The 22,964-nt window shown below is 73.7% G+C and carries 22 protein-coding genes and 1 pseudogene; 16 read left to right on the forward strand and 7 right to left on the reverse strand.

The features are described from left to right. Positions 1-9 precede the first annotated feature (9 nt). On the forward strand, positions 10-1,104 hold the full coding sequence (locus ABZW30_RS28810) for a trypsin-like peptidase domain-containing protein (protein WP_355674156.1): 1,095 nt from the start codon (positions 10-12) through the stop codon (positions 1,102-1,104). Positions 1,105-1,242: 138 nt separating this feature from the next. On the opposite strand, the gene ABZW30_RS28815 is transcribed toward ABZW30_RS28810, so the two are convergent. After that, positions 1,243-2,412 (reverse strand): sensor domain-containing protein, encoded by a 1,170-nt coding sequence (locus ABZW30_RS28815; RefSeq protein ID WP_355674157.1) that lies wholly within the window; start codon positions 2,410-2,412, stop codon positions 1,243-1,245. 342 nt (positions 2,413-2,754) lie between these two features. On the opposite strand from ABZW30_RS28815, the gene ABZW30_RS28820 reads away from it, so the two are divergent. The 11 genes from ABZW30_RS28820 (at position 2,755) to htpX (ending at position 13,784) form a co-directional block, all read left to right on the forward strand. Further along, positions 2,755-3,171 (forward strand): NADH-quinone oxidoreductase subunit A, encoded by a 417-nt coding sequence (locus tag ABZW30_RS28820; RefSeq protein ID WP_355674116.1) that lies wholly within the window; start codon positions 2,755-2,757, stop codon positions 3,169-3,171. Then, positions 3,162-3,800 carry an NADH-quinone oxidoreductase subunit B family protein gene (locus tag ABZW30_RS28825; protein WP_355674117.1) on the forward strand — a complete coding sequence of 213 codons (639 nt, stop codon included), beginning with the start codon at positions 3,162-3,164 and terminating at the stop codon, positions 3,798-3,800. The genes ABZW30_RS28820 and ABZW30_RS28825 overlap by 10 nt, the downstream gene beginning before the upstream one ends. Beyond that, positions 3,797-4,846 (forward strand): NADH-quinone oxidoreductase subunit C, encoded by a 1,050-nt coding sequence (locus ABZW30_RS28830; RefSeq protein ID WP_355674118.1) that lies wholly within the window; start codon positions 3,797-3,799, stop codon positions 4,844-4,846. Before ABZW30_RS28825 ends, ABZW30_RS28830 begins: the two co-directional genes overlap by 4 nt. Before the next feature lie 14 nt (positions 4,847-4,860). Further along, the gene (gene nuoH / locus ABZW30_RS28835; RefSeq protein WP_355674158.1) at positions 4,861-5,802 is read left to right on the forward strand and encodes an NADH-quinone oxidoreductase subunit NuoH; all 942 of its coding nucleotides are present in this window, start codon (positions 4,861-4,863) and stop codon (positions 5,800-5,802) included. Continuing rightward, the gene (locus ABZW30_RS28840; protein ID WP_355674119.1) at positions 5,799-6,380 is read left to right on the forward strand and encodes an NADH-quinone oxidoreductase subunit I; all 582 of its coding nucleotides are present in this window, start codon (positions 5,799-5,801) and stop codon (positions 6,378-6,380) included. The genes nuoH and ABZW30_RS28840 overlap by 4 nt, the downstream gene beginning before the upstream one ends. Further along, entirely contained in the window at positions 6,377-7,117 is a 741-nt protein-coding gene (locus ABZW30_RS28845; RefSeq protein WP_355674120.1) for an NADH-quinone oxidoreductase subunit J, read from the forward strand. The genes ABZW30_RS28840 and ABZW30_RS28845 overlap by 4 nt, the downstream gene beginning before the upstream one ends. Next, positions 7,117-7,491 (forward strand): NADH-quinone oxidoreductase subunit NuoK, encoded by a 375-nt coding sequence (gene nuoK, locus ABZW30_RS28850; protein ID WP_355674121.1) that lies wholly within the window; start codon positions 7,117-7,119, stop codon positions 7,489-7,491. The genes ABZW30_RS28845 and nuoK overlap by 1 nt, the downstream gene beginning before the upstream one ends. Then, positions 7,488-9,521: an NADH-quinone oxidoreductase subunit L gene (locus tag ABZW30_RS28855; protein ID WP_355674122.1), complete on the forward strand. Its 2,034-nt coding sequence runs from the start codon at positions 7,488-7,490 to the stop codon at positions 9,519-9,521. Before nuoK ends, ABZW30_RS28855 begins: the two co-directional genes overlap by 4 nt. Positions 9,522-9,574: 53 nt before the next feature. Further along, positions 9,575-11,155 carry an NADH-quinone oxidoreductase subunit M gene (locus ABZW30_RS28860; RefSeq protein WP_355674123.1) on the forward strand — a complete coding sequence of 527 codons (1,581 nt, stop codon included), beginning with the start codon at positions 9,575-9,577 and terminating at the stop codon, positions 11,153-11,155. Between the two features lie 56 nt (positions 11,156-11,211). Continuing rightward, on the forward strand, positions 11,212-12,780 hold the full coding sequence (locus ABZW30_RS28865) for an NADH-quinone oxidoreductase subunit N (RefSeq protein ID WP_355674124.1): 1,569 nt from the start codon (positions 11,212-11,214) through the stop codon (positions 12,778-12,780). Positions 12,781-12,920: 140 nt separating this feature from the next. Then, a complete protein-coding gene (gene htpX, locus ABZW30_RS28870) occupies positions 12,921-13,784 on the forward strand; it encodes a zinc metalloprotease HtpX (protein WP_355674125.1) in 864 nt (287 codons plus the stop codon). 14 nt (positions 13,785-13,798) lie between these two features. Here the strand turns inward: htpX and ABZW30_RS28875 are convergent, their stop codons facing one another. After that, complete coding sequence (locus ABZW30_RS28875; protein WP_355674126.1) at positions 13,799-15,262, reverse strand: PLP-dependent aminotransferase family protein; 1,464 nt, start codon at positions 15,260-15,262, stop codon at positions 13,799-13,801. Here ABZW30_RS28875 and ABZW30_RS28880 point away from each other — a divergent pair. From ABZW30_RS28880 to ABZW30_RS28895, 4 genes and pseudogenes are all read left to right on the forward strand, one after another. After that, complete coding sequence (locus ABZW30_RS28880; RefSeq protein WP_355674127.1) at positions 15,261-16,169, forward strand: DMT family transporter; 909 nt, start codon at positions 15,261-15,263, stop codon at positions 16,167-16,169. The genes ABZW30_RS28875 and ABZW30_RS28880 overlap by 2 nt on opposite strands. Positions 16,170-16,297: 128 nt before the next feature. Beyond that, positions 16,298-16,723, forward strand: a complete 426-nt coding sequence (locus tag ABZW30_RS28885; RefSeq protein WP_355674128.1) for a BlaI/MecI/CopY family transcriptional regulator — start codon at positions 16,298-16,300, stop codon at positions 16,721-16,723. Between the two features lie 3 nt (positions 16,724-16,726). Then, the gene (locus ABZW30_RS28890) at positions 16,727-17,683 is read left to right on the forward strand and encodes a M48 family metalloprotease (protein ID WP_355674129.1); all 957 of its coding nucleotides are present in this window, start codon (positions 16,727-16,729) and stop codon (positions 17,681-17,683) included. A 93-nt stretch (positions 17,684-17,776) separates the two neighbouring features. Then, positions 17,777-17,983: pseudogene (locus ABZW30_RS28895) on the forward strand (LysR family transcriptional regulator); the annotation flags it as partial. 28 nt (positions 17,984-18,011) lie between these two features. On the opposite strand, the gene mug reads toward ABZW30_RS28895, so the two are convergent. From mug to ABZW30_RS28920, 5 genes are all read right to left on the reverse strand, one after another. Further along, positions 18,012-18,566 (reverse strand): G/U mismatch-specific DNA glycosylase, encoded by a 555-nt coding sequence (gene mug, locus ABZW30_RS28900; protein ID WP_355674159.1) that lies wholly within the window; start codon positions 18,564-18,566, stop codon positions 18,012-18,014. 29 nt (positions 18,567-18,595) lie between these two features. After that, positions 18,596-19,609 carry a phosphatase PAP2 family protein gene (locus ABZW30_RS28905; RefSeq protein WP_355674130.1) on the reverse strand — a complete coding sequence of 338 codons (1,014 nt, stop codon included), beginning with the start codon at positions 19,607-19,609 and terminating at the stop codon, positions 18,596-18,598. Between the two features lie 130 nt (positions 19,610-19,739). After that, the gene (locus ABZW30_RS28910; protein WP_355674160.1) at positions 19,740-20,819 is read right to left on the reverse strand and encodes an aminopeptidase P family protein; all 1,080 of its coding nucleotides are present in this window, start codon (positions 20,817-20,819) and stop codon (positions 19,740-19,742) included. 88 nt (positions 20,820-20,907) lie between these two features. Continuing rightward, the gene (locus tag ABZW30_RS28915) at positions 20,908-22,254 is read right to left on the reverse strand and encodes a dipeptidase (RefSeq protein WP_355674131.1); all 1,347 of its coding nucleotides are present in this window, start codon (positions 22,252-22,254) and stop codon (positions 20,908-20,910) included. 283 nt (positions 22,255-22,537) lie between these two features. Then, entirely contained in the window at positions 22,538-22,690 is a 153-nt protein-coding gene (locus ABZW30_RS28920) for a hypothetical protein (RefSeq protein ID WP_355674132.1), read from the reverse strand. Positions 22,691-22,964 lie beyond the last annotated feature (274 nt).

Consider the following 22,964-nt stretch of genomic DNA (forward strand, 5'->3'; position numbering starts at 1 on the left):
CACCGTCGGCTGCTCGCCCAGGGCGCGGTCGCCGTGCTGACGGCGCTGGCGCTGGCCGGCTGCAGCAACTCGTCCTCCTCTTCCTCCGCGTCCTCCCCGGCGGTGTCCGGCGTCTCCTCCGTCGCCACCAAGCAGGCCTCCTCCGCCCCCGCCACCCAGCCGGGCGGCGGCAACCAGCTGCAGGACGCCTACCAGAAGGTGATCGCCGACGTACTGCCCTCGGTGGTGCAGATCGTCACCGGCGAGAGCCTCGGCTCCGGGATCGTCTACGACGACAAGGGCGACATCGTCACCAACGCCCACGTGGTCGGCTCCGCGAGCACCTTCACCGTCACCCTCGCCAGCAGCACCAAGGCGCTGGACGCCACCCTGGTCGCCAGCTACCCCGACTCCGACCTCGCGGTGATCAAGCTCAACAGCCCGCCGAGCGGCCTCAAGCCCGCCACCTTCGGCGATTCGAGCAAGGTCGAACTCGGTCAGATCACCCTCGCCATGGGCAGCCCGCTCGGACTCGCCAGCAGCGTCACCCAGGGCATCGTCTCGGCCACCGGGCGGACCGTCACCGAGCCCCAGGGCGGTGGTTCGCCGGGCGCCACCATCGGCAACATGGTGCAGACCTCGGCGGCGATCAACCCGGGCAACAGCGGCGGCGCGCTGGTCAACCTGGACAGCCAGGTGATCGGCATCAACACCCTCGCCGCGGCCGAGCCGCAGGCCAACGGCGCGGCCGCCCCCGGCATCGGCTTCGCCATCCCGGCGTCCACCATCACCAGCATCACCGATCAGCTGATCAAGCAGGGCAAGGTCACCAACTCCGGCCGGGCCGCCCTCGGCGTCACCGCCCGGACCAGCTTCAACCAGCAGTACCAGCCGACCGGTGCGGTGATCGTGGCGGTCAGCCCGGGCGGCGCGGCCGCCGCGGCGGGGCTGCGGCCCGGTGACGTCATCACCAAGATCGACGACACCCCGGTCGACTCGCTGAACGCGCTCACCACCGCGCTCGCCTCGCTCACCCCGGGCAGCAAGGTCACCGTCACCTACACCCGGGACGGCAACGGTCAGACCGCCGACGTCACGCTCGGCACGCTGCCGACCAGCTCCTAGGCCAGGTCTGAGCTCCGGTGCGCCGTCGGCCCGCACGCCGCGCAAGGGCTCCGCGGGCCGGCGACCCGTACCGGACCGGCGCCGGGACCCCGTCCACCGCCTCGACGGGGTCCCGGCGCCTCTCGGTCTCTCAGCCGCTCAGCGGCGGGCGGCGCGGGTGCGCCAGGGCAGCTCGACGGTGACGGTGGTCGGGCCGCCCTCCGGGCTGTCCACCACGAACACCCCGTCCACCGCCCGGATCCGCTCGGCCAGCCCGGCCAGCCCGCTGCCCGGGTACGGCGCCGCGCCACCCCTGCCGTCGTCCTGGACCAGCACCATCAGCTGGTGGTCCGAGCGCCAGACCTCGACCGAGGCGGTGCGGGCGCCCGCGTGCTTGGAGACATTGGTCAGCAGCTCGCTGACGGTGAAGTACGCGATGCCCTCGACCGCCGAGTCCGGGCGCTCGGGCTCGCCGTCCGCCCCGGTCAGGTCGACGTTCACCTTCACCCCGCCGGGCACGGTGCAGCGGGCCGCGACCGCGGACAGCGCCGCGTCCAGGCCGCGGTCGGTGAGCACCGCCGGGTGGATGCCGCGGGCCAGGTCGCGCAGCTCCTGCAGGGCCAGCTTCACCTCGCCGTGCGCGTTGTCGACCATCCGGGTCGCGACCGCCATGTCCTCCTCGGAGTCCACCTCGCGCAGCCGCTCCTTGGCCATGCCCAGGTCCATCGCCAGCGCGACCAGCCGGGCCTGGGCGCCGTCGTGCAGGTCACGCTCGATCCGGCGCAGGTCGGCGGCGGCGGTGTCGACCACGGTGCCGCGGTCGTCCTCCAGCTCGCGCACCCGCTCGGCCAGGGCGCCGGGGAAGAGCAGGGACTCGACCAGGATCCGGTCGACCGCCGCCGTCGCGCGCACGACCCAGGGCAGCACCGGCCACAGCACGACCACCGAGACCAGGGACAGCGTGAAGCTGAGGATGCCCCAGGGCAGCATCAGCACGTTGTAGAGCGCCGAGCGCCAGTTCAGCAGGTCGGTGAGGTGGGCGATGGTGAAGGCGACCGTCCCCGGGCGGCGCGGGCGCACCGGCTCCGGGTCGGCGATCGCGGAGCCGTACGCCGAGCGCGCCCGGCGCCGGCCCAGCCCGCCCAGGGCGCGGGAGGCGGCCAGCCCGCCGGCCAGCAGCGGCAGGCCGATCACCGTGATCGACAGGGCCAGGCCGATCGAGAGCGTGGTGACCGCGAGGACGAAGCCGGCGATGCCGAGCGGCAGGTTGAGCATCAACCGGCCGACCTGCCGCCACATCCGCGCACCGTACAGCGGTGGGCGCTCCATCCGAGCGTCCTGCTCCTTGATGGCGTCCACGGCGCGGCGGTGCAGCGGCTTCATCGGATCATCCGTCCCTGTCGGTCGAGCTGGTGGACCAAGCTTCCCGAACCGGCGACCGGGGGGCCATGGGGGTGATGCATCTTCCGGGCCGGGGGTTATCCCCACCCCCTGCCCCGGCTCCCGGCCGCGCATCCCGATGTCCACCGGATGTCTTGCGGAGCGGGCAGGGTTCGGGCGGATCCGAGCCGTCCCCTTAGACTCACGCATTGGTCATGGTTAAGAACGTGCGAGTAAAAGTCGTAGAACTGTCTTGAGGGGCGGGTTCGCGGCCGAGGTGGAGGCGAAGGCATGGAGGGGCAGCAGGTGGCTGCCGTCGCGGCCGACCCGGCGGTCGGCAGCGGCTACTTCGACGCGTACGCCGCGATGGGCCTGCTGGCCGTCATCGGCGTGCTCTTCGTCACCGTGGCGTTCACCGCCAATCGGTTGCTGCGGCCGGTGGTGTACTCGCCGGAGAAGCTCCTCGCCTACGAGTGCGGCGTGGACCCGGTGGGCGAGGACTGGGCGCACACCCAGATCCGCTACTACGTGTACGCCTTCCTGTACGTGATCTTCGCGGTCGACGCGATCTACCTGTTCCCGTGGGCGACGGTCTTCGCCACCGCCGGGTACGGCGCCGGAACGCTGATCGAGATGTTCCTCTTCATCGGCTTCCTCGCGGTCGGGCTGCTCTACGCCTGGAAGAAGGGCGTTCTGGAATGGACGTGACGCACAACCACTCGCACGGCGCGCAGGGCGGTCCCGTCCCGCTCGGCCTGCCGGACCCGTCCCGCCCCGGCGCCGTCGAGCGCCGCGGCATCGGCCCGCTCGCGCGGCTCGCACCCGACCCGGTCAAGGTCGTGCTCAACTGGGGTCGCCGCTACAGCCTCTGGTGCTTCAACTTCGGCCTGGCCTGCTGCGCGATCGAGTTCATCGCCGCCTCCATGGCCAAGCACGACTTCATCCGGATGGGTGTCATCCCGTTCGCGCCCGGGCCCCGTCAGGCGGACCTGATGATCGTCTCCGGCACGGTCACCGACAAGATGGCGCCCGCCGTCAAGCGTCTCTACGAGCAGATGCCCGAGCCGAAGTACGTCATCTCCTTCGGCGCCTGCTCCAACTCCGGCGGCCCCTACTGGGACTCGTACTCGGTGACCAAGGGCGTGGACCAGATCATCCCGGTCGACGTCTACGTGCCCGGCTGCCCGCCCCGGCCCGAGGCGCTGCTCCAGGGCATCCTCAAGCTGCAGGAGAAGATCGCCGCCGAGTCCCTGCCCGACCGCTACACCGCGCCCGCGGCGGCGCTGCGCCGTCCGTTGGTGGCGGGGCCGGGTTCTCCGGAAGGGGGAGCCTCGTGACTTCCGTCGAGCAGTGCGCGGCGTCGGTCGGGGAGTGGGCGACCGGCGCCGAGGCGTACGGGCTGATCACCGTCGACGTCCCGGCCGAGCGCTGGATCGAGGCGCTCACCAACGCCCGCGACGTGCTGGGCCTGGCGTTCTTCGACTGGCTGAGCGCCGTCGACGAGCTCGCCGAGGGCTTCTCCGTGGTCGCGCACCTGGCCGCCGCCGAGGCGCCGGGCGTACGCCACCTCGCGCTGCGCACCCGGGTGCCGCGGGACGGGGCTGCGCTGCCGAGCGCCGTCCAGGTGTACGCGGGCGCCGCCTGGCACGAGCGCGAGACCCACGAGATGTTCGGCATCGACTTCCCCGGCCACCCCTACCTGGCCACCCTGCTGCTGCCGGACGGCTTCGAGGGGCACCCGCTGCGCAAGGAGTTCGTGCTCGCGGCGCGGGTCGCCAAGGCCTGGCCGGGTGCCAAGGAGCCGGGCGAGTCGGACCACGGCGACGGGCCGGCCCGACGCAAGATGCAGCCGGCCGGTGTGCCGGACCCGAACGAGTGGGGCCCGCTCAAGGGCACCCTGCCGCCGGTGGCCGAGCGGCCCGCGCGCGGTGCGCGGGCGGCGGGCGCGGCGGGGCGGACGCCCCGGGCGGCCGCTGGTGCCGCCGGTGCCGCCGGTGCCGCCGGTGCCGAGGGCGCGCCGGCGGTGCGGGCGGACCGGCCCCGGCGGACCCGGTCGGTGTCCGAGGGGTCGGCGAGCCAGTCGGGTGCCGAGGCCCCCGCAACCGCCGGGACTCCGGCCGCTCCGGCCGAGGGCGCCCCGCCCGTGCGCGCCGACCGGCCGCGACGTACCCGGTCGGTGTCCGAGGGCTCGGTCAGCCAGCCGACCGGCGAGCCGGCGGCCGAGCCCGCCGCTCCGGCCCGGCCCCGGTCCTCCGACGCGCCCTGGCACAACCCGGTGCCCGCCCACGACGAGAAGCCGTCGGACGGGAAGCCGGGCGAGCCGGGAGAGCAGAAGGACGAGACCTCGGCCGGCGCGGCCGACCAGGACGGAGACGGCGCGTGAACCTGCTCGACACGATGCTCCGCTGCGTCGCCACCCTCGTCGTCTTCCTGGTCCTCCCGCTGGTCATCGGCCAGACCGAGCACAAGGTCATGGCGCACATGCAGGGCCGGCTCGGCCCGATGTACGCGGGCGGCTTCCACGGCTGGGCGCAGCTCGTCGCGGACGGCGTGAAGTTCGCGCAGAAGGAGGACATCGTCCCCGCCGGGGCGGACCGCCGGATCTTCCAGCTGGCGCCCGCCGTCTCGCTGCTGCCGTACCTGTTCGTGCTGCTGGCCGTCCCGGTCGGCCCGAACGGCTTCGTCGGCCAGGCGATCGACGCCGGTCTGTTCTTCGTGCTGGCCGTGATGGGCGTCGGCGTGATCGGCAAGTTGATGGCCGGTTGGGCCTCGGCGAACAAGTTCTCGCTGCTCGGCGGTCTGCGGACGGCCGCGCAGCTGATGTCGTACGAGCTGCCGATGGTGCTGGCGGCGGCCTCGGTGGCGATGGCCGCCGGCACGCTGTCGCTGCCCGGGATCCTGGACGCCTGGCAGTGGTACTGGCTGCCGTGGCAGATCATCGGCGCCTTCGTGTTCTTCACGGCCGGCCTGGCCGAGCTCCAGCGGCCGCCGTTCGACATGCCGGTCGCCGACTCGGAGATCATTTTCGGCGCGTACACCGAGTACACCGGCCTGCGCTTCGCGCTGTTCCTGCTGTCCGAGTACGCGGGCGTCCTGGTGGTGTCCGCGCTGACGGCGGTGCTCTTCCTGGGCGGCTGGCACGGGCCGATGTCGGGCCAGCTCGGCTGGCTCTGGATGCTCCTCAAGACCTTCGCGCTGGCCTTCGTGGTCATCTGGCTGCGGGTCACCTACCCGCGTCTGCGCGAGGACCAGCTGATGCGCTTCGCGTGGGTGGTGCTGATCCCGCTCGCGCTCGTCCAGCTGGCCCTCACCGGCATCATCAAGGTGGCGATCTCATGAGTTTTCCCGGTGTCGGCCTTGCCAAGGGGCTGGCCGTGACGCTGCGGACGATGACCAAGAAGAGCGTCACCGCGCAGTACCCCGACGTGCAGCCGGTGCTGCCGCCGCGTTCGCGCGGCGTCATCGCGCTGCTGGAGGAGAACTGCACGGTGTGCATGCTCTGCGCACGCGAGTGCCCGGACTGGTGCATCTACATCGACTCCCACAAGGAGACGCTGCCGGCCGCCGAGCCGAACGCCAGGGCCCGCACCCGCAATGTGCTGGACCGCTTCGCCATCGACTTCTCGCTCTGCATGTACTGCGGGATCTGTATCGAGGTGTGCCCCTTCGACGCGCTGTTCTGGTCGCCGGAGTTCGAGTACGCGGAGACCGACATCCATGAGCTGACCCACGAGCGGGAGAAGCTGCGCGAGTGGATGTGGACCGTCCCGGCGCCGCCTGCGCTGGACCCGGCGGCGGAGGAGCCCAAGGAGATCGCCACCGCGCGCAAGGCGGCGGACAAGCTGGCGGCGGCCGCCGCTGCCGCTTCGGAATCGGAAGAGAAGACTGCTTCCCATGAGAAGGGGGGCGACGCATGAACGCCGCTGCCACGCTTCTCGCGGCGACCGGTTCGTTGGAGCCGGCCGCCCGTTCGTTCCTGTCCCCGACCGGCCAGGAGATCGTCTTCCTGCTGGTCGGCATCGCGGTGCTCGGCTCGGCGGTCGTCGCCGTGACCACCAAGCAGCTGGTGCACGCCGCGCTCTGGCTGGTGGTCGCGCTCGGCGGGCTGGCGGTGGAGTTCCTGCTGCTCACGGCCGAGTTCATCGCCTGGGTGCAGGTGCTGATCTACCTGGGCTCGGTGGTCGTCCTGGTGCTGTTCGGACTGATGCTCACCAAGGCGCCGATCGGGCGCTCGCCGGATGCCGACTCCGAGAACCGCTGGGTCGCCCTGGTCGTGGCACTGGCCTCGGCCGGGACGCTGGTGACGCTGGTCGTCGACGCCTTCCGGACCTCCTGGATCGACCTCGGCCAGGGCGGCGGCTCGGCCTCCGTCACCGGGGCCAGCCTGTTCCGGCACTGGGTGCTGCCCTTCGAGGCGCTGTCCGTGCTGCTGCTGGCGGCGCTGGTCGGCGCGATCGTGCTGTCACGCGGGTCCCAGCGGCGGGTGCCGGTGCCCCGGGCGGGCAAGGTGCGCGCCGGGCGGCCGGTCGGGTCCAACGGGACGGTCGCCGCGACCGCGCCGCGTACCGCCCCGGAGGCCATCGCCTCGCCCGCGTCCTCTGCGTCCTCTGCGTCGTCCGCGTCGCCCGCGTCGTCCGCGTCGGAGGAGAGCTGATGCACCTCGCCTACCCCGTCGTGCTCGCCGTGCTGCTGTTCAGCGTCGGTGTGTACGGCGTACTCGCCCGGCGCAACGCCGTCCTGGTACTGATGTCCGTCGAGCTGATGCTCAACGCCGTCAACCTCAACCTGGTCGCCTTCGACGCCTGGCTGCGCGACTCGCTGCACGCCGGGCAGGCGCTCACCCTGTTCACCATCACCGTCGCCGCCGCCGAGATCGGGCTGGGGCTCGCCATCGTCCTGCTGCTGTTCCGGGCCCGGGGCACCGCGGACATCGACCGGGCCACCGCGCTCGGCGACCCGGCCGAGACGCTCCCCGTCGAGGAGGCGCCGAACGGAGCCGAGGCGCTGAAGGGCCAGGCCGCCGCATGAACCTCGCCCTGCCCGTCCTCGTCCCCGCGCTGCCCGCGCTCGGCGCCGCCGCCACCCTGGCCGTCGGCCGGAAGGCGCCCGGGCTGGCCCGGCCGCTGGCGATCGTCCCGGTCGCCGTCTCGGCCGTGCTCGCCCTGGTGGTCGCCCTCCAGCTCGGCACCGGCCAGACCCTGGACGCCGCCACCCGGCTCACCCCGACCGGCGGCCCGGACATCGCGCTGGCCGTCCACCTGGACGGCTTCAGCTCGCTGATCTCCGTGCTGGTCGGCCTGGTCGCCACCTGCGTCCAGGTGTACTCGACCGCGTACCTGAAGTCGGACCCGCGCTATCCCTCGTACGCGGCGCTGGTCTCGCTGTTCACCGCCGCGATGTTCCTGGTGGTCTACTCGGGCGACCTGATCGTGCTGCTGGTCGGCTGGGAGGTCATGGGTGTCTGCTCGTACTTCCTGATCGGCCACCACTGGGAGACCGCGGACGCCCGTTCGGCCTCGCTCAAGGCCTTCCTGGTCACCAAGCTCGGCGACGTGCCGTTCCTGTTCGGGATCTTCCTGCTCGGCGCGGACGCCGGCAGCTTCCGGATCCCGGACGTGCTGGCGGCCGCGGGTGAGGGCAGGCTCGGCCATCCGACGCTGACCGCCCTGCTGCTGCTCGCCGGCGTGGCCGGCAAGAGCGCGCAGTTCCCGCTGCACACCTGGCTCCCGGACGCGATGGCCGGTCCGACGCCGGTCTCCGCGTTGATCCACGCGGCCACCATGGTCGCGGCCGGCATCTACCTGGTCGCCCGGCTGATGCCGGTGTTCCTGCTGTCGGGTGCGGCACTGGTCGTGCTCGCGGTGATGGCCGCCGTGACGATGATCGGCTCGGCGCTCTGCGCGCTCGCCCAGGACGACCTGAAACGGGTACTCGCCTACTCCACCGTCGGCCAGCTCGGCTACATGGCCGGCGCGCTGGCCAGCGGCGACCGCGAGGCGTCCGTCTTCCACCTGGTCAGCCACGGCGCGTTCAAGGCGCTGCTGTTCCTGGCCGCCGGTGTGGTGATCCACGCCGCGCACACCAACTCGATCTCCGCGATGTCCCGGATCCCGGGGCTGCGCAAGCGGGTGCCGGACGCCTACTGGACGATGGGCATCGCGCTGATCGCCTTGGTCGGGCTGCCGCTGCCGCCGTTCTCCGGCTTCTTCAGCAAGGAGGCGGTGCTGACCGCCGCCGAGCACGCGGCCAAGGGCGAGGCGCTGACCAACGGGCTCGGCCCGGCCTCGGCGGTGCCGCAGGCGGCCGGGTGGATCGTGCTGATCTCGGCCGCGCTCACCGCGCTGCTCACCGGCGCGTACGCGACCCGACTGTTCCTGCTGGCCTTCCACAGCCCGGTGGGCGCGGCTGTGCCGGCTGTTTCGGCCGACCACGAGGCCGACGCACCGTACTCGCCCGAGCTGGACGAGGCCGACCCGGCCACCGCTGAGCCGCCCGCGATGCGCTGGCCGCTCTGGGTGCTGGCCGTGCCGACCATGGGCTTCGGCGTCGCCGGGCTGTTCCCGGACGCGCTGCCCGCGCTGCTGGACGGTGGCTCGCTGCGTCCCTCCGGGGTCACCGCCGTCACCGGCAGTGGGCTCGCCCTGGTCGGTGTGCTCGCGGCGTACGGCGCCTGGCGCTCGGCGACCGCGCGGGTGGCCACCGGCCGTCCTGCTCCGGCCGGCTTCGCCCGGGTGCCCGCGCAGGCCGGAGCCCCGGCCGCGGAGGTGATCGTCGCCGACCCCGGGCGCACCCTGCTCGGCCCGCTGTTCGGCCCGGCCCGGCACGGCTTCGGCGTGGACCGGCTGTACCACGTACTGTTCGTCCGCCCGGTGGTTGCCGCCGCCCAGCTGGTCCGCTTCCTCGACCGCGAGGTCGTCGAGGGTTACGTCCAGGGCAGCGGGATCGGCGCCAACCTGCTCGGCCGGGCCGTCCGGCTCGCGCAGACCGGCAACGCGCAGACCTACCTCAGCGCCCTGCTCGCCGGCGTCGTCCTGCTGGCCGTCCTGGTGGCGGTGTAGCCGGTGCAGCTGTCCTCCACCCCCGTTGTGCTTACCGCCGCTAGGAGCCCCCGATGAACGCGGTCCTCATCGCCCTCCTGGTGCTGCCACTGCTCGGCGCCGCGCTCACCCTGGCGCCGGTGTTCGGGCCGGACCGGGCCGTCGCCGATCGGCGGGCGCTGCGGCTGAACACCGTCGCCACCGGCGTGGTGTTCCTGCTCGCCGTCGCCCTCGCGGCCGGCTTCGACCACGACGAGCCCGCCCGGATGCAGGCCACCACCGACGTGTCCTGGATCCCGGCCCTGCACGTACGCTTCCACCTCGGCGTGGACGGCGTCTCGCTGCCGCTGATCGTGCTGACCGCGCTGCTCACCTTCCTCTGTGCGCTGTACTCGGAGAAGCGGCTGCCGGGCGGGGAGGTCCGGGGCGGAGCCCCTGATGAGCGCAGCCCGTCCGCGCAGGCCTTCGTCGGGCTGTTCCTCCTCCTCGAAGTCGGCATGCTCGCCACCTTCGCGGTGCTGGACCTCCTGCTCTTCTTCCTGGCCTTCGAGATCGTGCTGATCCCGATGTACTTCCTGATCGCCCGTTGGGGGAGCGGCGCGAAGGTCCCGGCCGCCAACCGGTTCATCCTCTACACGCTGCTCGGCTCGGCCGTGATGCTGCTCGGCTTCCTGCTGATCGGCAGCAAGGCCGGCACCTTCGACATGCAGGCCCTGGCCGCCGGGCACGGCAACGGCCTGAGCCACACCACCCAGGTGATCGCCGCGCTGGCGATCATGGTCGGGCTCGCGGTCAAGGCCCCCGCCTGGCCGCTGCACAGCTGGCTCCCCGACGCGCACACCGCCGCCCCGACGGTCGGCTCGGTGCTGCTCGCCGGTGTGCTGCTGAAGATGGGTACGTACGGTCTGGTCCGCGTCCTCCTCCCGGTCGTGCCGGACGGCACCGCGACGCTCGCCCCCTACCTGGGCGCCTTCGCCGCCGTCGGCATCATCTACGGCTCGCTGGCCTGTCTGGCGCTGGCCCGCCCCGGATCCAAGGGCGACCTCAAGCGCCTGATCGCGTACTCCTCCGTCGGCCACATGGGCTTCGTACTGCTCGGCATCGCCTCCCTCACACCGGTGGGCGTGAACGGCGCGCTGTTCGCCAACATCGCCCACGGTCTGATCACCGGTCTGCTGTTCTTCCTCGTCGGAGCGATCAAGGACCGCTACGGCACGGCGGACCTCGACACCCTCTCCGGCACCACCGGCGCGGCCCTGTACGGCCGGGCGCCCCGGATCGGCGCACTGCTCGCCTTCGCCGCCGTCGCCAGCCTCGGCCTGCCCGGCCTGGCCGGCTTCTGGGGCGAGGTGCTCGCCATGTTCGGCGCCTTCCACCCGGCCGACGGCCTGTCGCGCCCCGCCTTCGTCACCTACATGGTCCTGGCCGGCCTCGGCACCCTCCTCACCGCCGCGTACCTGCTGATCGTGGTCAGGCGCGTCTGCATGGGTGACCCCGAGCAGCCCGCACCGGTGGCCGAACTGGCCGACCTGCGGCCGTACGAAGCCGTCAGCTGGACGCCGCTGGCCGCGCTCACCCTGCTCGCCGGCCTCTGGCCCGCGCTCCTGCTCGGCCTCTCCGACCCCGCCGTCAAGCACCTCCTCGGGGGTGGCTGACCGTGCTCGCAGCCCACACCGCCGCACTCGGACCTCACTCCACGGGGCAGCACACTGTGACCTCCCTCGCCGTAGCCAACCCGGGCAGCCTGATCCAGTCCGTGGACTGGGTGGCGATCGCGCCCCCGCTGATCGCCGCCGTGGCGGCCCTCGCCGTCCTGGTCACCGATCTGTTCCTGCCCGAGCGGCACAAGAAGTGGCTCGGCCGCCTCACCGCGGCCGGACTCGCCCTCGCCCTCATCGCACTCCTCCCGCTCACCGGCGGATCGCCCCGAGCGACCTTCTGTGCGCAGAACGTAACAGGTGGCACTGACAGCGCTGGTTGCTCGTACGTCGCCGACCACTTCGCCCTGGTGTTCCAGCTGCTCGCCCTGGGCGGCGCGCTGATCGCCGCGCTGCTGTCGATGCACACGGTGGACGACGCGGCATCCACCAGCGGCTCCGCCGCGGGGCTCCCCCGCGGCGAGTACTGGTTCCTGCTGCTCTCCAGCGCCACCGGCGCCGCCCTGCTGCCCGCCTCCCGCGACCTCGCCACCATGGTGATCGCCCTGGAGGTCGCCTCGCTGCCCGCCTTCGCCCTGGTCGCGCTGCGCCGGGACGGCCGGGGCGCGGAGGCCGCGCTCAAGTTCTTCGTCTCCTCGGTGACCGCGACCGCGGTGATGCTGCTCGGCATCGGCTTCGTCTACGCCGCCGGCGGCAGCCTGCACCTCGGCGCCGTCGCCCAGGGCCTGGAGCACGCGCCCGGCCGGCTCAAGCCGTTGGCCGAGGCGGGGGCCGTGCTGACCCTGGTCGGCTTCGCCTTCAAGGTCGCCGCCGTCCCGTTCCACTTCTGGGTGCCCGACACCTACACCGGCGCCCCGCTGCCGGTGGCCGGCTACCTCTCGGTGGTCGGCAAGGCGGCCGGCCTGTCCGGCCTCGCGCTCGCCACCACCATCGCCTTCCGCCCGTACGCCCACACCTGGGGCCTGGCGCTCGCCGTGCTGGCCGCCGTCACCATGACGGTCGGCAACGTCGGCGCGCTGCGGCAGCGCTTCGACACCCGGTACAGCGCGGTGCGGCTGCTCGCCTGGTCCTCGGTCGGCCAGGCCGGGTACCTGCTGGTGCCGCTCGCCGCGGCCGGCTACGCGCCCACCGGGGTCGACCCGCTCGGCGCGACCGCCGCGTACGCGCTGATCTACGGCGTGGTGAACCTCGGCGCCTTCGGGGTGGTCGCCGCCGTCGGCCGCCGGGCCGGGACCAGCGTGGACGACTTCCGCGGCCTGTTCGCCCGCAACCGCTGGACGGCGCTGGCACTGGCCTTCTTCCTGCTCTGCCTCGCCGGGCTGCCGCCGGGCGTGGTCGGCCTGTTCGGCAAGGTCGTGGTGTTCCGCGCGGCGGTGGACGCCGGGCTGGGCTGGCTGGCCGTGGTGATGGCCGTCAATGTGGTCATCGCCCTGTACTACTACCTGCTGTGGGCGGCCCGGCTGTTCGCCCCGGCGGACGCCGAGGCAGTCGCCGAGGGCGGCGCCGGGCGTCGGATGCCGGTCAGCCTGGCGGCCACGCTGGCGCTGACCGCCTCGGCGGCGGTGGTGCTCTCGGTGGCGCCGCAGCTGGTCCTCCAGGTGGCGGGCGGCAGTCTGTTCTGATCCGCCGGACGGGGCGCCGGTGACGCCCGCGCGGGTGTCGCGTCGGTCACAAGGGAACAAGGTCCCGGGCCCCGCCCGTTGACCGGGCAAGAGGGACGAGGCAGAAAGGGCTTCCCCACCGCACCACTGGAGGGCCTGACGTGCACAGTCGGCACAACGGACTGAGGACCGCCGTTCTGCTCGGGGGCCTCTCGGCGCTGATCCTGGTGATCGGTAGTTTCTTCGGCCGGAGCGGCTTCGTGATCGCCCTGCTGGTCGCGCTCGGGACGAACGCCTACGCCTACTGGAACAGCGACAAGATCGCGCTGCGGGCCATGCGGGCCCGGCCGGTCAGTGAGTTCGAGGCGCCGGGGCTGTACCGGATCGTGCGCGAGCTCTCCACCTCGGCCCGCCAGCCGATGCCCCGCCTCTACATCTCCCCGACCCCGGCCCCGAACGCCTTCGCCACCGGTCGCAACCCGCGCAACGCGGCGGTCTGCTGCACCGAGGGCATCCTGCAGATCCTGGACGAACGCGAGTTGCGCGGGGTGCTCGGGCACGAGCTGAGCCACGTCTACAACCGGGACATCCTGATCTCCTCGGTCGCCGGGGCGCTGGCCTCGGTGGTGATGTTCCTGGTGAACTTCGCCTGGCTGATCCCCTTCGGCCGGGACGAGGACGACGACGGACCGGGCCTGTTCGGGACACTCGCGATCATGATCCTGGGCCCGCTCGCCGCCGGACTGATCCAGATGGCCGTCAGCCGCTCCCGCGAGTACCAGGCCGACGCCGACGGAGCCCGCATCACCGGCGACCCGCTCGCCCTGGCCAGCGCCCTCCGCAAGCTCGACGCCGGTACCCGCCGGCTCCCGCTCCCGCCGGAGCCCCAGCTGCAGACCGCCAGCCACATGATGATCGCCAGCCCGTTCCGCCCCGGCGAGGCCGGCGCCCGGCTGTTCTCCACCCACCCGCCGATGGCCGAGCGGATCGCCCGGCTGGAGCGGATGGCCGGCTACCGCGGCTGACGGGCCGGCGGGGCTCAGCCCGCGACCTCCTCGTACGCCGTCCGTAGCCGGTGGACCCCCTCCGCCACCGCCGCCGGACTGTCGGCGGCCGCGTAGCTGAGGCGCAGGTGCGGGGCCGGGGGCTCGGCCGGGTGGTAGGGGCGGCCCGGGGTGACTTGGACGCCGCTGCGCAGCGCGGCCGCGACGAGGGCGGTGTCGTCGACGCCGTCCGGGAAGCGCAGCCAGAGGTGGTAGCCGCCCGGGCGGTAGCTGCCGAGGACGCCGGGGAGTTCGCGGTGCAGGGCGGCGACGGCGGCGGTGCGGCGGTCGCGCAGTTCGGCGCCGAGGACGCGCAGGTGGCGGGCCCAGGCCGGATCGGAGACCAGTTCGAGGGTCGCCTCCTGGAGCGGCCGGGGCACGAAGAAGCTGTCCACCACCTGGGTGGCCCGCAGCCGGGCGAGCGCCGGGCCGCGTGCGGTGAGGGCGCCGACCCGCAGGTTGGGGGAGGCGGCCTTGGTCAGCGAGCGCAGGTGCACCACGACCCCGTCCTGGTCCTCGGCGGCGAGCGGGCGGGGCAGCTCCGGGGCGTCCGTGTGGACCAGCAGCCGGGCGAAGTCGTCCTCGACCACGAAGGCCCCGGCCGCCCGGGCGATCCGCAGCACCTCCGACCGCCGCGCGGGCGACAGCACCGCGCCGGTGGGGTTCTGGAACAGCGGCTGGCAGACGAACACCCGCGCCCGGGTGGCCTCGAAGGCCTCGGCCAGCAGGTCCGTGCGGACGCCGTCCGCGTCGATCGGGACGGGCACCGGCCGCAGCCCGGCCGCCCGGACGACCGAGAGGATGCCCGAGTACGTCGGCGACTCGACCAGCACCGGCGAGCCCGGCGCGGCCAGCGACCGCATGGCGACGGTGAGCCCGCCCTGCCCACCGGAGGTGATCAGGACGTCCCCGGCGCCGACCGGTCCGGCGTGGCCGCCGATGTCGCGGGCGAACCAGCCGCGCAGCTCGGTGAGGCCGTCGGTGGGCGGGCGGTCCCAGGCGCCCGGGCGGCGTCCGGCCCGGGCGAGGGCGTTGGCGAGCAGCCGCTCGGGCAGCAGCGAGGCGTGCGGGTAGCCGCTGTTGAGGTCGATGACGTCCGGCGGAGGCACCCGGAGGGTGGCGAACACCGGTGCGGCCAGCAGGTCGCGCGGTCCGTGGTCGGCGCTGAGCGCGATCTCCTGCCAGGAGAGGTCGCCGGGCCGGGCGGCCGGGGCGGCCGGGGCGGCCGGGGCGGCGGGGGCCGCCGCGAAGGCCGCCGCCCGGAACACCCCCGCGCCCGGCCGGGAGACCACCAGTCCCTCGGCCACCAGCACCGCGATGGCCCGGGAGACCGTCACCGGGCTGACCTGGTGGCGCTCCATCAGCGCCCGGCTGGAGGGCAGCTTTCGCCCCTCCGGGTAGCGCTCGACCTCCCGTCGCAGACTGTCGGCGAGTTCGGCCACACTGCTACGCTCGTTCATGACGGCACAAGATAGCGCTACCCCGCCCCGAGCGATAGCACCTCAGCACGGTCTCGCCTCCGGTACCGCCCTCGCCGCCCTCGGGGTGGCCTCCTTCTCGCTCAGCTTCCCCGCCACCGCGTGGTCCCTGACCGGCTTCGGCCCGTGGACCTCGACCGGGCTGCGCGGCGCCCTGGCCGGGGTGCTGGCCGCCCTCTACCTGCTGGCCGCCGCCGCCCCGCTGCCGAAGCGCCGGCAGTGGCCAGGCCTGCTGACGGTCTCCGGCGGCTGCGTCCTGGGCTTCCCGCTGCTGACCACGCTCGCCCTGCGGACCTCCTCGACCGCCCACTCGGCGGTGGTCATCGGCGTCCTGCCGCTGGCCACCGCGGTGGTCGCGGCGCTGCGCACCGGCCGCCGGCCGTCCCGGGCGTTCTGGGCGGCGGCGCTGGCCGGTGCGGCGGCCGTGCTCGCCTTCACCCTGTTGCAGAGCCACGGCCGGCCGACCGTCGCCGACCTCTACCTGTTCGTCGGCGTGGTGATCTGCGCGGCCGGCTACGCCGAGGGCGGGCGGCTGTCCCGGGACATGCCGGGTGCCCAGGTGATCGCCTGGGCGGTGGTGGCGGCGCTGCCCGCGATGGTGCTGACCGCGGTGTTCGGGCTGGCCACGGAGTCGGTGCAGGTGGGCGTGAAGGCGCTGGTCGGGCTGGCGTACATCGCGGCGGTCTCGCAGTTCGGCGGCTTCGTGCTCTGGTACCGGGGGATGGCCGGGATCGGCGTGCCGAGGGCCAGTCAGCTGCAGCTCGCACAGCCGCTGCTGACGCTGGTCTGGTCGGTGCTGCTGCTGGGTGAGGACCTGCCGGCGGCCGCGCCGGTGACGGCGGTGGTGGTACTGGTCTGCATCGCCGTCACCCAGCGGGCCCGGGCCTGAGGGCCCGTCGTCGCCACCTGGTACGCCCGCGAACCCTTGCGGTGAGCCGTCCGGAGCAGCCTCCCGCTCGTTAGGATGAGCCCGCGCCCCGTCGGTCCGGGCGCGGCATCCGGAGGGAGTGGGCCGTCATGGCAGACGAGAGGCACGCCCCGGGGGCCGGGGACGCGCCGACCCGACGACGCGGTCAGGGCGAGTTGGAGGCGCAGGTGCTGGCGGTGCTCCAGCAGGCGCCCGGCCCGGCCACCGCGGGGTGGGTCCAGGAACGCCTGGAGGGCGACCTGGCGTACACCACGGTGATGACCATCCTGTCCCGGCTGCACGCCAAGAACGCCGTCTCCCGGAGCCGTGCCGGCCGCTCCTACCTGTGGCAGGCCTCCGCCGACGCCGCCGGACTGGCCGCGCTGCGGATGCGCCGGATGCTCGACGGCGAGGCGAACCGGGACGCCGTCCTGGCCAGCTTCGTCAGCGCGCTGCTGCCGCACGACGAGGAACTGCTGCGGGCGCTGCTGGACGCCGCGTCCGCCGATCCGGCAGCGGCCGACCGTAAGAGCTGACCCGTGGGCTTCTTCGTCTTCCTCCCGCTCATCCTGCCGCTGACCGCGGTGCCGATCGCGCGTCTGACCGAGCAGCACCTGCACCCGCGCGGTGCGGCCCGGCTGATGACCGTGATCAGCGCGGTGATGGCGGTCTGCAGCGTGCTCTGCCTCGGGCTGATCGGCGTGGTGGGCACCGCGCAGATCCCCGGCAACCCGCTGCCGGACAGCTGGTCCGACCCGGAGGTGCGGCACGCGCTGCCGTACCACGAGACGGTCGGCACGGCCGCGATGTGGCTGCTGGTGCTGGTCGGCTTCGCCTGCGTCCGGACGGTCGTGCGGCACCTGCGGATCCGCTCCCGGGCGCGGCGCGCGCTGGCCGGGCTGCCCGAGGGGCCGGCCGAGGCCGGCGACCTCGCGGTGCTGCCGGACCGCAGCCCGTACGCCTACGCGCTGCCCGGCTCGCCCGGCCGGGTGGTGGTCTCCACCGGGATGCTGGACGGGCTGGCCGAGGACGAGCGCGAGGCGCTGCTCGCGCACGAGCGGGCGCACCTGCGCCACCGGCACCACCGCTACCTGCTGACCACCCAGCTCGCCGCCTGCGTCAACCCCTTCCTGCGGCCGCTGCAGGACGCGGTGGCGTTCAGCGCGGAGCGCTGGGCGGACGAGGAGTCGGCCCAGGCGGTGGGGGACCGGCGGATCACCGCGCGGGCGGTGGCCCGGGCGGCCCTGGTCTCGCACGCCGCCCCGGCGCCCGGCTTCGCTGCCTTCGCGGCCCCGACGGCCGCGCCCGGCCCGGTGCCGCGCCGGGTGGCGGCGCTGCTCGGCCCGGTGCCGACGGCCCGCAACTGGCCGCCGGCCAAGACCCCGGCGGGCCTCGCGGCGATGGTCGCCGCGGTCGGTACGGCGGCCTCGGCGCTGTGCGCGCTCAACGCGGCGGTGGCCCTGCTGGTGGTGCTGAAGGCGGTCACCCCGCTGTAGGGCGGTCACCCCGTGGTAGGGCCGGGGCTGTGTCAGCCGCCGATCCGGACGATCATCATGCCGGTGTCGGCGCCGCGCAGCATGCCGAGCACGGCGGTCATGCCCCGGACGGCGCTGCTCGGCGCCCCGCCCGGGCCGGCCGTCACCGACCTCGGCCCGAACCCGCCCGGCCGCTTCGTCGGGTACGTCACCACGCCCGAGCCGGCCGGGACGGCCGCCGTCCGGGCGCTGATCCGCGAGCTGCGCGCTGCCGCTGCCGGAGGGCCTGACCGCGGTTCAGGACCTGTCCGGCGGGTCTGACGATTCCCGCCGGGCGCGCCGCGAATCGTCAGACCCGCCCTTGACCGCCGATGCTCTGCCGGAGCTTGCGGAACTCCGCGGCCAGCGCGTCCAGGGTGTAGTGGGCGTTGAGCCCGCTCGGGTTGGGCAGCACCCACACCTCGGTGTCGCCGATGCCCTCCGGCTGGCGTCCGATCGCGGCCTGCCGCCGTCCGAAGGCCGTCCGGTAGGCGCCGATGCCGAGCACTGCCAGGACCTTGGGCCGCAGCCGCAGCACCCGCTCGGTGAGCGCGGCGCCGCCCTCGCGCAGTTCCTCGGCGGTGAGCTCGTCCGCCTTGGCGGTGGTGCGCGGGGCGACGTTGGTGATGCCGAGGCCGAGTGCGGGCAGCTCGCCCTGCTCGTCCGGGCGGAACTGGCGCTCGGTGAAGCCGGAGCGGTGCAGGGCGGGCCAGAAGCGGTTGCCGGGGCGGGCGAAGTGGTGCCCGGTGGCGCCCGACCACAGGCCCGGGTTGATGCCGCAGAACAGCACCTGCAGCCCGGGCCCGGTGATGTCCGGGATGGTGGTGTCCTGGGCGGCTCGCAGCTGCTCGGGCGTGGGCTTCATCGGCGACCGGGCCTCGACGGACGGCGCCTTCACGGAATCGGACTGCACGCGGCCAAGTCTGCCCTGGGCGCCGAACGCGCGGTACGGCGGTCACGCAGCCACCGCAGCCTGAAGACCACCACGGCCGCGTAGGCCCAGCCGGCGAACACGTCCACGATGAAGTGCTCGGCGCCGTAGACCAGGGTGAACGCCATCGCCAGCGGATAGGCGACCAGCAGCGCCCGCAGCCAGGGCCGGGCGGTCGGCCAGAAGAGGAACAGCAGCATCGCCGGGTAGGCGGAGTGCAGCGAGGGCATCGCGGCGACGTCGTTGGCGAACTGGCTGCCGTTCTCCAGCAGCGAGTCGGCCTGGGGCAGCCCTGTGGTGGAGATGGTCTCCCAGACCACCCGGTGCAGCGGCGGCAGGTTGCCCTGCTGGGCGACCAGCCACGGCGGGTCGGCCGGGAAGAGCAGGTAGGTCGCGAAGCCGGCGAAGGTCAGGGTGAAGTAGCAGACCAGCAGTTGCCGGAAGCGGTGGTGGGCGCGCCGCCAGAGCACCGCGAGCAGCACGAAGACCACGAGGAAGTGCGAGAGGTAGACGAGCGTCGCCGCGTAGTCGTACCAGTGCGGTGAGCCCGGGGTGTAGAGCGCGTGCTGGATCCGTACGGTCCAGGTCTCGCCGAAGCCGAGCGCCTCGTCGGCGCGCAGCTGGGGCAGCCAGTGCGGGGCCCACGGGGTGTGCGCGCCGTAGCCGCGCAGCAGTGAGTACACCCAGACCACGGCCATCACCGGGACCCAGTCGCGCAGCACCAGCAGGAAGCCGCGCGGGCCGTGCCCGCTGTGCACGGCGGCGGTCAGCAGCGCGCCGATCAGCCAGAGGAAGACCACGTCGTTGGCGAAGGCCATGCCCTGGGTGTTCAGGAACCAGACGAGGCAGGCCAGGTAGACCGGCCAGGCCAGCAGCCGGAGTCTCGCCGGTCCGGTGCGGCGGGGGCGGGCGGTCACGGGTCGCAGTCGCCCGGCCCGCGCCGGGGGCGGCGGGGCCGGGCTGAGCAGCTTGGTCATGCCCACTGAAACTAGCAACGCAAGCTTGGAGGACTCTGGGTGAACTATGACCGGCTCGTAAGAAATTCGCACAGTTGGGTCAAAGTCGCCGGGCCGAAGCCCCGAATGCCGGACGGCGGGGCGGGGCGGTTCAGGCCACGATGCCCAGTGCGTGCGGCGTGTTGTTGAAGCGTCGGCCGCCGGTCACGGTGACGGTGACGATGTCCTCGATCCGCACCCCGAACCTTCCGGGCAGGTAGATCCCGGGCTCGATCGAGAAGCACATCCCGGGCACCAGCGGCCGCTCCTCGCCCTCGACCAGGTACGGCGGTTCGTGGGTGGTGATGCCGATGCCGTGGCCGGTGCGGTGGATGAAATACTCGCCGTAGCCGGCCTCGGTGATCACCCGGCGGGCGATCCGGTCGATCTCCTGGCAGCTCACCCCGGGGCGGACCGCCTCGAACGCGGTCTGCTGGGCGAGCCGGACCAGGTCGTGCACCTCCCGCACCTCGGCCGGGACGTCCGGTCCGACGTGCACGGTGCGGGTGGTGTCCGAGCCGTAGCCGTCCTTGAGACCGCCGAAGTCCAGCACCACGGTGTCGCCGGGCCGGATGACCCGGTCCCCGGCCTCGTGGTGCGGGTCGGCGCCGTTGGGGCCGGAGCCGACCACGGTGAAGTCGACCTGGCTGTGCCCGTACTGGATGAGCAGCGCGCCGAGGTCGGCGGCCACGTCGGTCTCCCGGCGGCCGGCGAAGGAGACCTCCAGGATGCTCCGGTAGGCGGCGTCCGCGGCGCCGCCGGCCGCGGCCAGGCGCTCCAGCTCCTCGGCGCCCTTGACCGCGCGCAGCATCGGCAGGGTCTCGGTGAGCGAGGTGAAGGCGGCGCCGGGCAGCGCGGCCTGGAGGCCGAGCAGGTGCATCGCCCAGGCGTTGTCGGAGACGCCGTACCGCCCGGCCGGGTCGAACAGCGGGTGGGCGGCGGCGTACGGATCCTCGCCGTCGGACCAGTCGAGCAGTTCGACGGCCGGGGCGCCTGGCGCCTTCTCGGCGTCCGGACGCTCCAGCTTGGGGACGACCAGGGCGGGTTCGCGCCCGGCGGTGAGGACCAGGGCGGTCAGCCGCTCGGTGATCGCGGTTGGCTGGTAGCCGCACAGGTAGGTCAGGTCGGGGCCGGGGGCGACCACCAGGCCGGTCAGCCCGGCGGCGGTGGCGTCGGCGGAGGCCCGGGTCATCCGGGCGGTGTAGTCCTCGGTGGTGAACGGACGGGGCACGGCTCTTCCTCCTCGGGGTCCGGACGAGCTTCCTGCAACTCCAGCACGTTCAGCGCGTGTTGGCGAAGTGCCGGAGGAACAGGGCTTCGACGTGGGCCATCCGCCGGATCTCGCCCGGGTCGACGCTCTCGTTCGGCGCGTGGATCAGGCAGCGCGGCTCCTCGACGCCCATCAGGATGATCTCCGCCTCGGGGAAGGCGGTGGCGAGGACGTTGCAGAGCGGGATCGAACCGCCCTGCCCGAGGAAGGACATCGGCTTGCCGTAGGCCTCCTGCATCGCCTTGTCCAGCGCGGCGTACGCGGGCCCGCCGGTGTCGGCCCGGAACGGCGAGCCGGCACTCTCCCGTTCCACCACCACCCGCACGCCCCAGGGCGCGGCGGCCTCCAGGTGGGCGGCCAGCGCGTCCTGGGCGGAGCGGGCCTCGGTGCCGGGCGGCACCCGCAGGCTCACCCGGGCCCGGGCGGTGGCCGGGACGGCTGCGGCCGAGCCCACCACGGGCGGGCAGTCGATGCCGAGCACGGTGACGGCCGGGCGGGCCCAGAGCCGGTCGGCGACGGTCCCGGAGCCGGTCAGCCCGACGCCGTCCAGCACCCCGGCGTCGGTGCGGAACCGCGTCTCGTCGTACCCGGCACCGCTCCAGGTGCCGTCGCACTCCAGGCCGTTGATCCGGGTGCCGCCGTCGGCGTCGCGCAGCGAGTCGAGCATCCGGATCAGCGCGGCCAGGGCGTCCGGGGCGGGGCCGCCGAACATACCGGAGTGCCTGTCGCCCCGGAGCGCCTGCACGGTGACCACCACATTGACGACCCCGCGCAGCGAGGTGGTGGCGGTGGGGACGCCGACCGCGGCGTTGCCGGTGTCGCAGATCAGCAGGGCGTCGGCGTGCAGTTCCCCGGCGTGCGGGGGCACGTACTCCTCCAGGCCGCCGGTGCCCTGCTCCTCGGAGCCCTCGACCACCAGCTTGAGGCCGACCGGGACGTCGTCGCCGAGCGCCCGCAGCGCGGTGAGGTGCATGACGATGTTGCCCTTGCAGTCGGCGGCGCCGCGCCCGTACCAGCGGCCGTCGCGCTCGGTGAGCTCGAACGGCGGGGAGGTCCAGGCGGCGTCGTCGAGCGGGGGCTGGACGTCGTAGTGGCAGTAGAGCAGCACGGTCGGGGCGCCGGGCGGGGGCGGGCGGTGGCCGATCACCGCGTGGCTGCCGTCCGGGGTCTCCTCCAGGTGGACGTCGCGCAGGCCGACCTCGGTGAAGGCGGCGGCGACCCACTCGGCGGCCTCCCGGCACTTCTCCGGCGGGTACTGCCGGGGGTCGGCGACGGACGGGATGGCCACCAGCTCGGCCAGATCGGTCTGCGCTCGGGCCATCGACTCGGCTATTCGATGGATGAGTTCGTCGGTCATGCGGGGCTCCTGGGGGCTGTGGGCGGCGTGGCGGGCGGTGTGGCGTGCGGAGGGCGTCACCGGCGCACGGTGTCGCGCAGGTCGGGGTCGTCGATCCGGTCCTGGACGGCGGCGAGCTTGTTCGGCAGTACACCGAGAGCGCGATCGCTTCGGCCTGGTGGCCCTGCTCGCGGCCGTCGCGCTGGTCGCCGGGAGGGGGCCCCGGGGGCGGGCCGTACCCGGCCAGTTCACCCGGTTGCCGGGGGCCTCGCATGCGGCGTACGCCCGTGCGGGTGATGCCCGCTCAGCTGCGGCCGGTCCTGTGGTCGGTCCTGCCGTCAGTCCTGGCGGCGAAGGCCCCGGCGGGCATCCCCGCCGTGAGCAGCGTCATGGTCGCGGCGATCACCCGGCCGCGGAGCCGGTCCGGCACCTGCCGGAACACCGGCAGGTCGAGCATCACTCGTGGGGCCGGGGCGCCGTCCTCCGCCTTCCTCTCCGGCTCGACCGGGCCGGGGAAGCCACCACCAGCGCGGAGGTCAGCGCGATCAGTGAGGCGAACGCGGCGCCGGGGAAGGGCACCGAGCGGCCCGGCCCGAACAGGAACCCGGCCAGTGGCTGACCGGCCTGCGCTCCCGACTGGCTGAAATCTTCGATGAACTGGCCGAAGAAGGACCGAGTACGTCCGATGATGCGATGGATGTGACTCTCTTCACCATGCTCTACGGTCTCCG

Origin of the sequence: Kitasatospora sp. NPDC004669, from assembly GCF_040609455.1 — a bacterium.
Taxonomy (GTDB): domain Bacteria; phylum Actinomycetota; class Actinomycetes; order Streptomycetales; family Streptomycetaceae; genus Kitasatospora.